We start from the raw sequence: 10,020 nt of genomic DNA, 5'->3' as shown, positions 1-10,020 counted from the left end.
GCCCGGCCGGGCCCCGGCAGGGTGCGCGGATGGACGCGGCGGGTGCGGGAGGTGAGGCGCTGCCCGGTGCGCAGGACCCCCGGCCGGCCGAACGCCCAGCGGGCCGCCCGCATCGCCGCGCGTTCCGCCGCGTGCCCCTTGGCGGGCCGCAGCACCACCTTGTTGCCGTCCCGGGTGGCCGTGCCGCCCTGCACCACCCGCTCCCGCAGGTGCACCAGCACCTCGGGGATGTCGATGGCGACCGGGCAGACCTCGTAGCACGCCCCGCACAGCGACGAGGCGTACGGCAGCGAGGCGTCGAGCTCGCCCGCAGTGCCCCGCAGCTGCGGGCCGAGGATCGCGCCGATCGGGCCCGGGTACACGGAGCCGTAGGCGTGGCCGCCGGCCCGCTCGTACACCGGGCACACGTTCAGGCAGGCCGAGCAGCGGATGCAGCGCAGCGCCTGGCGGCCCACCTCGTCGGCGAGGGTGTCGCTGCGGCCGTTGTCCAGCAGCACCAGGTGGAAGGCGCGCGGGCCGTCGTCGTCCGAACAGCCCGTCCACATCGACGTGTACGGGTTCATGCGCTCGGCGGTCGACGAGCGGGGCAGGGTCTGCAGGAACACCTCCAGGTCCCGCCAGGTCGGCACGACCTTCTCGATGCCGACCACCGAGATCAGCGTCTCGGGCAGGGTCAGGCACATCCGCCCGTTGCCCTCGGACTCGACCACCACCAGGGTGCCGGTCTCCGCGACCGCGAAGTTCGCGCCCGAGATGCCGACCTTGGCGCGCAGGAACTTCTCCCGCAGGTGCAGCCGGGCGGCCTCGGCGAGTTCGGCGGGGGAGTCGGTCAGTCCGTCGGGGGCGGGCCGCCCCCACGCGGCCATCTCGCGGGCGAAGATCTCCCGGATCTCGCCGCGGTTGCGGTGGATCGCCGGGACCAGGATGTGGGAGGGCCGGTCCCGGCCCAACTGCACGATCAGCTCCGCCAGATCGGTCTCGTAGGCGCGGATGCCCGCCGCCTCGAGCGCCTCGTTCAGACCGGTCTCCTGGGTGGCCATCGACTTGACCTTGACGACCTCGCGCTCGCCGGTCTCCCGCACGAGTCCGGTCACGATCCGGTTGGCCTCGTCGGCGTCGGCGGCCCAGTGGACGGTGCCGCCCGCCGCGGTGACCGACTCCTCCAGCCGCACCAGGTAGTGGTCGAGGTGACGGAGCGTGTGGTCCTTGATCCGCCGCCCGGCCTCCCGCAGCTCCGCCCAGTCCGCCACCTCCGCGACGGCCGCCGCACGCTTGGCGCGGATGGTCTGCGTGGCATGCCGCAGATTGCCGCGCAGCCGCGCGTCGCGCACGGCCTCCCGCGCGGCCTCCGGAAAGGCGGGCGGTCCGGGCGAGGCGGCCGCCGGCATCCCGAGAAACGTCCCCTTCATACGGCCGGGTCCTCCTCCGTGCTCGCCAGGATCTCCGCCAGGTGCACCGGCCGCAGCCCGGACCGCAGCCTGGTCATGGTGCCGCCGATGTGCATCAGACAGGAGTTGTCCGCCGCGCACAGCACCTCGGCACCCGTGGACTCGGCGTGGCGCACCTTGTCCGCGCCCATCGCCGCCGACACGTCGGCGTTCTTCAGCGCGAAGGTGCCGCCGAACCCGCAGCACTCCTCGGCCCCCGGCAGCTCGACCAGCTCCAGCCCCTTCACCGCCTCCAGCAGCCGCCGGGGCCGTTCCCCCAGCCCCAGGGACCGCAGCCCGTGACACGTCGGGTGGTAGGTGACGGTGTGCGGGTACCAGGCGCCGACGTCCGTCACGCCCAGCACGTCCACCAGGAACTCGGTGAGCTCGTACGTCCGGGGCACCACCGGCGCCAGCGCCACCGCGAGGGAGTCCCCGCGGCCCTCCGCACGGGCCCGCTCACCCAGCCGCGGATACAGCTCCCGCACCATCGCCCCGCACGACCCGGACGGCGTCACGACCGCCTCGTAGTCCCGGAACACCTCGGCGAACCGCAGCGCCAGCGGTTCCGCCTCGTGCCGGTAGCCGGTGTTGTAGTGCGCCTGCCCGCAACACGTCTGCCCCATCGGGAAGTCCACGTCGACGCCGAGCCGGGTCAGCAGCGTCACCACGGCCCGCCCGGTCCCGGGATACAGCGTGTCGTTGACGCAGGTCAGGAACAGGGCGACACGCATCGCGGCTCCTCGTGGATCGGTCGTCGGGCGCCCTGGGCAGGGTAGTCCGCGAAGGAGGGCCGGGGGGAGACCTCCTCGGCCCCCGGCGAGCCGGTTCCCGGGCCGCCCGCGACGGCCGGGCCGGCGGACAGGACGTCCGCCGTTGCGGCCCGGCCACCCGCTGACCGCGCCCGCAAGAATGTCATGATCCAGGCTCGTTGGCCGCAGGAATGTGTGCTGGACTGGGCCGCGGACCGATCATTCCTCCGTCCCTGGAGCTCCCTTGACCGTCAGCTACCGTCAGCCCGGCGTCGTCCTCACCGACCACCGCTTCACCGTGCCCCTCGACCACGACGACCCCTCGGGGGAGACGATCGAGCTGTTCGCGCGCGAGGTCGTCGCCCGGGACCGGGTGGGCCGGGACCTGCCGTGGCTGTTGTACCTCCAGGGCGGCCCCGGCTTCGGGGCGAACCGTTTCATCGGCAAGCAGGCGTGGCTCGGCCGGGCCCTGCAGGAGTACCGCGTCCTGCTCCTCGACCAGCGGGGCACCGGCAACTCCACCCCCGTCAACCGGCAGACCCTGCCGCTGCGCGGCGGCCCCGCCGAACAGGCCGCCCACCTCACCCGCTTCCGCGGCGACGCCATCGTCCGGGACTGCGAGGCGATCCGGCCGCAGGTCACCGGCGGCGCCCCCTGGACCGTCCTCGGCCAGTCCTTCGGTGGCTTCTGCACGGTCACCTACCTCTCCATCGCGCCCGAGGGCCTGGACCAGGCCCTGATCACCGGCGGACTGCCCTCCCTGGACGCCCACGCCGACGACGTGTACCGGGCCGCCTACCCGCGCACCGAACGCAAGGTCGCCGCCCACTACGCCCGTTACCCCCAGGACGTCGAACGCGCCCGCCGCATCGCGGACCACCTCCTCACCCACGACGTGGTCCTGCCGTCCGGCTACCGGCTCACCGTCGAGGCGTTCCAGAGCCTCGGCGTCCTGCTGGGCAGCGGCGACGGCAGCCACCGCCTGCACTACCTGCTGGAGGACGCCTTCGTCCGCACCCCCTCCGGACCCGCCCTGTCCGACGCCTTCCAGGAGCAGGTCCAGGGGCTGCTGTCGTACGCCGGGCACCCCCTCTACGCGCTGATCCACGAGTCGATCTACGCCCAGGACGACCGGCCCACCGCATGGTCGGCGGAGCGGGTGCGGTCGGAGTTCCCGCAGTTCGACGCGGCCAAGACGCTCGCCGGCGACGAGCCGCTGCTGTTCACCGGGGAGACCGTGCACCCCTGGCTGTTCGACTGCGACCCGGCGCTGCGCCCGCTGCGCGAGACCGCCGGACTGCTCGCCGCGCGCACCGACTGGACCCCCCTGTACGACCCGGCCCGCCTCGCCGCCAACGAGGTGCCGGTCGCCGCGGCCGTCTACCACGACGACCTGTACGTCGACACGGCCCACTCGCTCGCCACCGCCCGCGCGATCCGCGGCCTGCGCACCTGGGTCACCGACGAGTTCGAGCACGACGGCGTCCGGGCCGGCGGCCCGCGCGTCCTGGACCGCCTGCTCGCCCTGGCCCGCGACGACGTCTGAGAACCGCCCGAAAACGGCACCCCGTGCGCTGTCGGTGGTCCGGGTTAGTCTGCGGAGATGACCGAGCCGACGATCAGTCAACTGCAGCCCATGCCCGACGACTGGCAGCGCGCCCTCGCCGTGGTCGCCCACCCGGACGACCTCGAGTACGGCTGCTCGGCGGCGATCGCCTGCTGGACCGACGCCGGCCGCGAGGTGGCCTACGTGCTGGCCACCCGCGGCGAGGCCGGCATCGACACCCTCGACCCGGAGCGCTGCGGCCCGCTGCGCGAGCGCGAGCAGCGGGCCAGTGCCCGCGTGGTCGGCGTGTCGGAGGTGGAGTTCCTGGACCACCGGGACGGGACCATCGAGTACGGCCCGGCCCTGCGCCGGGACATCGCGGCGGCGATCCGCCGCCACCGCCCCGAGCTGGTGATCACCCTCAACCACCGGGACACCTGGGGCGGCACCCACTGGAACACCCCCGACCACGTGGCCGTCGGACGCGCCACGCTGGACGCGGCCGGGGACGCGGGCAACCGGTGGATCTTCCCCGAACTGACCGAGCAGGGCCTCGAACCCTGGGACGGGGTCCGCTGGGTCGCCGTCGCCGGCTCGCAGACACCGACGCACGCCGTGGACGCCGCCGACGGCATGGAGCGCGCGGTGCGCTCTCTGCTCGAACACCGCGCCTACATCGAGGCGCTGACCGACGAGGACCCGGAGACGTACGTCCGCGGCTTCCTGATCCCGTTCGCCCGGGAGACGGGCAAGCGGTTCGGCGACGGCGACCGTCCCGCGGTCGCCTTCGAAGTGTTCCCCCGGTGACGCCGGTGCCCCAGGAGCTCCCGGTGCCCCGGGAGCGCGACGACGACACCGCGCTGGCGCGGCGCTTCGAGGAACACCGCGGACACCTGCGGGCGGTCGCCTACCGCATGCTCGGCTCCCTGGCCGAGGCGGAGGACGCCGTCCAGGAGACCTGGCTCCGGCTCGCCCGCACGGCCGCCCCGGACACCATCGCCAACCTCGGCGGCTGGCTGACGACCGTGACCGGCCGCATCTGCCTGGACCTGCTGCGCTCGCGCACCGCGCGCCGGGAGCAGCCCATCGACGAGACCTTCGTGCCCGACCCGGTGCTGCGGCCCCTCCCGGGCCCCGACGACCCGGAACACCAGGCGCTGCGCGCCGACTCGGTGGGCGTGGCCCTGCTCGTCGTCCTGGAGCGGCTGGCGCCCGACGAGCGGCTGGCGTTCGTCCTGCACGACCTGTTCGCCGTGCCGTTCGACGACATCGCGCCCGTCGTGGACCGCAGCCCGGCCGCCACCCGGCAGCTCGCCAGCCGCGCCCGCCGCCGGGTCAGGGACGCCGAACCCGCCTCCGACCCGGACCCCGGACGGCAGAAGGAGGTCCTCGACGCCTTCATGGCCGCCTCGCGCGGCGGCGACTTCGACGCCCTGGTCGCCGTGCTCCACCCGGACGTGGTGCTGCGTGCCGACGCGGGCGCCCTGGTCCGGGGAGCGGCGGCGTCCAAGGCGCTGCGGGGTGCGCGGCCGGTCGCCGAGTCGGCGCTGCTGTTCGCCCGGTACAACGCGGCGGCGCGGACGGTCCTGGTCAACGACGCGCTCGGCCTGATCAGCGTCGACGACGACGGGACGGTCCGGTCGGTCATGTCGGTCACCGTCGCCGACGGGCGCATCACCGGCATGTACATCCTCGCCGACCCGGCACGGCTGGAACGGCTCGCGGTGCCGCCGGGACAGGGGTGAGCCGCGGCCGGCGCCCGGGCGCCGGCCGCCGCCTCCGTATGCTGGGGCCCATGCGAGAACAGGCTGCCGGCCGGCCGGAACTGCGCGGGGACTGCGCCCGGTGCTTCGGGCTGTGCTGTGCGGCCCTGCCGTTCACCGCCTCGGCCGACTTCGCCGTGGACAAGGCGGCCGGGACCCCGTGCGGGCATCTGCGCCCGGACCACCGCTGCGGCATCCACGACCGGCTCCGCCAGGAGGGCTTCAGCGGCTGCACCGTCTACGACTGCTTCGGCGCCGGCCAGCGGGTCTCCCAGGTCACCTTCGGCGGCCGGGACTGGCGGGGCGCCCCACCGGAGCGGGCCCGCCGGATGTTCGACGTGTTCCCCGTGGTGCGGCAGCTGCACGAACTGCTGTGGTACCTGACCGAGGCGCTGGCCCTGCCCGCCGCCCGCCCGGTCCACGACGACATGCGCCGGGCGCTCGCGGAGACCGAGCGCCTCGCCCTCGGCAGCCCCGAGGAGCTCGCCGCCCTGGACGTCGGCGCCCACCGCCGGACCGTCGACGTGCTGCTGCTGCGGGCCAGCGAGCTGACCCGGGCGGGCGTGCGGGGGCGCCGGAAGGACCGCCGGGGCGCGGACCTGATGGGCGCCCGCCTCAAGGGGGCCGACCTGCGCGGGGTCAGTCTGCGGGGCGCTCTGCTCATCGCCGCCGACCTCACCGGGGCCGACCTGCGGGGCGCCGACCTGATCGGCGCCGACCTGCGGGACACCGACCTCACCGACGCCGACCTGACCGGCGCCTTCTTCCTCACCCAGCCGCAGGTCCAGGCGGCCCGGGGGAGCGCCGGTACGAGGCTGCCGGGGTCACTCACCCGTCCCGCGCACTGGGCACCGGCCGTCTGACGGGGCGCCGGCGCCGTCCCGGGCCCGGGGGACGGCGGGAGCGGTCCGCCGCTCGGGACGCAGCCGCAGACCGTCCGGCATCAGGGTGAGCCGCTCCGTGACCCGCAGCCGGTAGTCCGGGTCCGGGTGCAGGTCGTAGCGGCGCAGCAGCAGCCCGAGCACCAGCGTCGCCTCGTGCAGCGCGAACTGCCGCCCGATGCAGGCGCGCGCACCGGTCCCGAACGGTTTGTAGGTGTGCGGGGGCCGGGACCGCACCGCCTTGGGATCGAAGCGGTCCGGGTCGAAGCGGTCGGCGTCCGGGCCCCACACCGCGGGGTCCCGGTGCAGCATCGGCGTGAGCACCAGCGTCCACGCGCCCTGCCGCATCGGATGCTCCCCGGCCAGCACGGTGTCCCGGGTCGCCTCCCGCGCGTAGGCGGGCGCGGTCGGCCACAGCCGCAGCGACTCGTCCAGGATCCGCCGGACGTGGCGCAGCCGGGCCACCTGCGCGTAGGCCGGGGCCCGCTCGGCGCCCCAGACGGCGTCCACCTCGGCGCGGGCGCGGGCCGCGACGGCGGGGTGCCGGGAGAGGTGGTGCAGGGCGAAGGACAGCGCGCCGGAGGTCGTCTCGTGTCCCGCGACCAGGAAGGTGATGACCTGGCGGCGGACGTTCTCGGCCGACAGCCGTTCCCCGGTGTCGGGGTGGGCCGTGTCGAGCATCCGGTCGAGCAGGTCGCCGTCCCCGCCGCCCTCGGCCCGCCGGGTGCGGACCACCTCGTCGACGATGCGGTTCAGGCGGGCGATGTCGGCCGCGTTGCGGCGGCTCGCCCGGCGCAGCAGCAGCGGCACCAGCGGGCCGGGCACGCTGTTCAGGCGCTGGGCGTAGGTGAGCGTGCCGACCATGGAGGTGACGAACGGGTGCGGGCGGGCCCGCTCGAAGGAGCCGAAGTCGTGCCCGAAACCGGTCCGGGCGATGGTCTCCAGGGTCAGCTTCGTCATGTCCCCGGGCACGTCCACCGTGCGGCCCTGCTCGGCCGCGCGGTCCCAGTGGGCGGTCAGCCGCTCGGCCACGGCCAGCATCATCGGGTGATAGCCGGCCATCGCCTCCCGGTGGAAGCCCGGGGCGAGCACGTCGTGCGCCAGCTGCCAGTTGGGTTCGTGGTTGTACGCGGTGAACAGTCCGTCGCCGGCCACCGGCCGCAGGTTGGCGACACCCAGCCCGACGTGCTTGGCGAAGCGCGACTCGTCGGCCAGGTCGGCGACCAGCCGGGCGCCCCAGGTGAACACGAACTCCTTGCCGAAGGCGTTGCGCCGGAAGATCGGGCCGAGCCGGTGGGCGTGGCGCAGGGTGTCCTGGAGCGGGGTGCGGCGGCTCGCGCCGACGAGGTCGCCGGCCAGGGGGACGCGGTACGGCGGGTGCGGGATGCGGTGCAGCTCGGGCCAGCCCAGCTCGGCGCTGCGGAACCCCTTCGGCAGGGGCCGGGTGCCGTCCGTCGTCTCCGCCATGACGCGATCTCCTTCGGGCGAGCGCCGTGGACGCGCGCTGTGCGAGCCGGATCGTGTTGTACGCGAGTTCAATAGCGCCGTTCAGTCTGGTCCGGCCGCTGAACCGGCGTCAAGTACAGTGCGGGAATGGCCGCGAACCAGGCTGGGCGCACCCGCCGCCGGCTCTCCACCGCGGAGCGCCGCGAGCAGCTTCTGTCGGTCGGCGCGCGGCTGTTCTCCGACCGCCCCTACGACGAGGTGTGGATCGAGCAGGTCGCCGAGATCGCCGGTGTCTCGCGGGGGCTGCTGTACCACTACTTCCCGACGAAGCGGGACTTCTTCGCCGCGGTGGTGGAGCGCGAGAGCGAGCGGATGCTCCGCATGACGGCGGCGGTCCCGGGCGTCCCGGTCCGCGAGCAGCTCGCCGCCGGACTCGGTACGTACCTGGAGTACGTCCGGGAGCACGCGCACGGCTACCGCGCCTTCCACCGGGCGGACGCGGCGGGGGACGTGGCCGTACGCCGGGTCTACCAGCGGGCCCTGGCCGCGCAGGAACGGCAGATCCTGGCCGCCCTCGCCGCGGACCCGGAGTTCGGCCCGCTGCTCCAGCGGCGCCCCGAGACGCGGCTGGCCGTGCGCGGCTGGCTCGCCTTCACCACGGCGGTGTGCCTGGAGTGGCTGCGCGGCTCGGAGCTGAGCCGTCAGCAGGTGCAGGAGTTGTGCGCCCGGGCGCTGCTCGGTGTGCTCACTCCCTGACTCCCCGACGCACTGCCTGAAAGGTTCCTGTGAGGATCGTGCGATGTGGTTGGCGCACCCCTCGATCTTGGGTAGGTTAGGCAAGGCTTACCTAAGAGGAGGTTCGAGGATGGGTGACGACACGCACGGCTGGACGGCCGCTCCCGGCGCGGCCCAGCGGGCCCGCTCGGTGCTCGCCGCCGCGTGGTCCTGCACGGTGACCGCGGAGGCCGCCCGGGAGGAGTTCGTCGGCGCGCACAGCGTGACCGACGACGGACGGGTGCTGCTGCGGGCGCCCGAGGACGGTGTCCTGCTCGCCGCGGCCGTCTGCGCGCCCCGGGGCGAGCCGTCCGCCGTCCTGGAGTTCGCCGACGTGGCGCCCGTCCCGGTCCGCGGCCGGATCCGCGCCCGGCTGTGGCTCGCCGGCCGGTTCTCCGCGGAGGAGGACCGGCTCGCCTTCCAGCCCACCCGGGTCGTCCTGCGGCAGCGCTCCGGGGCCGTCGTCGTGGACCCGGCGGAATTCGCCGACGCCGCCCCCGACCCGCTCGCCACCGCCGAGGCCAGGCTGCTCACCCACCTCGCCGACTGCCATCCCGACGCGGTCGAACGCCTGACCCGGCTGGTCGACCCGGCCGGTCTGCACGGCGCCGTCCGCGTCCAGCCGCTCGCCGTCGACCGCCACGGGCTGACGCTGCGCGTCGAACGGGTGCGCTCGGACGGCGACGTGCGCCTGCCCTTCCACGCCCCGGCCGACGACGTCGCCGAACTCACCGAACGCATGCACGTCCTGCTCTCCCAGGCAGCCGCGGCCTCCTGCCCCCGCCCCCTCCAACGCCACCGCACCGACCGCGAGGCGTGAGGAGGAGGGGGCCCGCGCTTCGGGAGGCGCCCGCACTGAGGAAGCACGGGCGCAGCGTCCGAGGCGGTGCGACGGCGGCCTGCCGGGTCCCGTGCCGGTGCGCACCGCGCGGCGAGGGCCGAGTAGCCGCCATCCGGGCCCGGGCAGGCTCACCGCGGATGCCGCTCGTCGTGTCGGTCGACGGCGCCTCCGGCCCCGCGAGGGGCGGGCGCGTGCAGCCCGCGACGGAGGCCGAGCACCGCCGCGCGGGCCGCCGCACCGCTCGCGCGGGAGCCGTTCCGCCGCGCCCCCCGGTTACCAGTCGCCGTCCTAAACCGGTGCCCCCGGGGCGTCGCCCAGCTTGTGGACCTGGTGGCCGGCGGGGGGCTGCCAGGGCTCGTGGTCGTCGCCGAGCCAGTCGCCCACCGGCTTCACCCCCTCCAGGGTGACCGTCGGGGCCAGGTCCTGGGCGTCGTCGTCGTAGTAGTCGAACCAGGGCAGGCCCGCCCGGGTGTAGGCGGCCCGGTCCACCGGGGACGGCGGCGGTGCCTCACCGGTGATGCGCCGCCACTCCGGGGGCGTCACGAGGTGCACGAAGACCCGGCCCGAGGGCCGCTCGGCCCAGTCCTCCA

The 10,020-nt window shown here is 75.0% G+C and carries 9 protein-coding genes and 1 pseudogene; 6 read left to right on the top strand and 4 right to left on the bottom strand.

The features are described 5' to 3' along the window. A partial coding sequence (locus tag G3I53_RS27320; protein ID WP_164438883.1) for a lactate utilization protein B occupies positions 1–1,409 on the bottom strand: 1,409 nt, incomplete at its 3' end. After that, the gene (locus G3I53_RS27315; RefSeq protein WP_164333789.1) at positions 1,406–2,161 is read right to left on the bottom strand and encodes a (Fe-S)-binding protein; all 756 of its coding nucleotides are present in this window, start codon (positions 2,159–2,161) and stop codon (positions 1,406–1,408) included. The genes G3I53_RS27320 and G3I53_RS27315, both read right to left, overlap by 4 nt. A gap of 262 nt (positions 2,162–2,423) precedes the next feature. Here G3I53_RS27315 and G3I53_RS27310 point away from each other — a divergent pair, with 262 nt between their 5' ends. From G3I53_RS27310 to G3I53_RS27295, 4 genes are read left to right on the top strand one after another with little or no spacing between them, the layout of a single operon-like run. Continuing rightward, a complete protein-coding gene (locus G3I53_RS27310) occupies positions 2,424–3,725 on the top strand; it encodes an alpha/beta fold hydrolase (protein WP_164333788.1) in 1,302 nt (433 codons plus the stop codon). Positions 3,726–3,782: 57 nt separating this feature from the next. Then, positions 3,783–4,532: a PIG-L family deacetylase gene (locus tag G3I53_RS27305; RefSeq protein WP_164333787.1), complete on the top strand. Its 750-nt coding sequence runs from the start codon at positions 3,783–3,785 to the stop codon at positions 4,530–4,532. A 5-nt stretch (positions 4,533–4,537) separates the two neighbouring features. Beyond that, positions 4,538–5,470: an RNA polymerase sigma factor SigJ gene (gene sigJ, locus G3I53_RS27300; RefSeq protein WP_343239684.1), complete on the top strand. Its 933-nt coding sequence runs from the start codon at positions 4,538–4,540 to the stop codon at positions 5,468–5,470. 50 nt (positions 5,471–5,520) lie between these two features. Continuing rightward, on the top strand, positions 5,521–6,351 hold the full coding sequence (locus G3I53_RS27295) for a pentapeptide repeat-containing protein (RefSeq protein WP_164438882.1): 831 nt from the start codon (positions 5,521–5,523) through the stop codon (positions 6,349–6,351). On the opposite strand, the gene G3I53_RS27290 is transcribed toward G3I53_RS27295, so the two are convergent. Beyond that, positions 6,313–7,836 carry a cytochrome P450 gene (locus tag G3I53_RS27290; protein WP_164334696.1) on the bottom strand — a complete coding sequence of 508 codons (1,524 nt, stop codon included), beginning with the start codon at positions 7,834–7,836 and terminating at the stop codon, positions 6,313–6,315. The genes G3I53_RS27295 and G3I53_RS27290 overlap by 39 nt on opposite strands. Before the next feature lie 126 nt (positions 7,837–7,962). Here G3I53_RS27290 and G3I53_RS27285 point away from each other — a divergent pair, with 126 nt between their 5' ends. Together G3I53_RS27285 and G3I53_RS27280 are read left to right on the top strand one after the other, a co-directional pair. Further along, positions 7,963–8,571 carry a TetR/AcrR family transcriptional regulator gene (locus G3I53_RS27285; protein ID WP_164334695.1) on the top strand — a complete coding sequence of 203 codons (609 nt, stop codon included), beginning with the start codon at positions 7,963–7,965 and terminating at the stop codon, positions 8,569–8,571. 109 nt (positions 8,572–8,680) lie between these two features. Next, on the top strand, positions 8,681–9,409 hold the full coding sequence (locus G3I53_RS27280) for a DUF2470 domain-containing protein (RefSeq protein WP_164438881.1): 729 nt from the start codon (positions 8,681–8,683) through the stop codon (positions 9,407–9,409). Between the two features lie 309 nt (positions 9,410–9,718). Here G3I53_RS27280 and G3I53_RS27275 read toward each other — a convergent pair. Continuing rightward, positions 9,719–10,020: pseudogene (locus tag G3I53_RS27275) on the bottom strand (hypothetical protein); the annotation flags it as partial.

The organism is Streptomyces sp. SID14436 (assembly GCF_010548465.1).
In the GTDB taxonomy this organism is placed as follows: domain Bacteria; phylum Actinomycetota; class Actinomycetes; order Streptomycetales; family Streptomycetaceae; genus Streptomyces.
The sequence above is the reverse complement of the archived record's forward strand: the minus strand, read 5'-3'. Positions and strand labels throughout refer to the sequence as shown.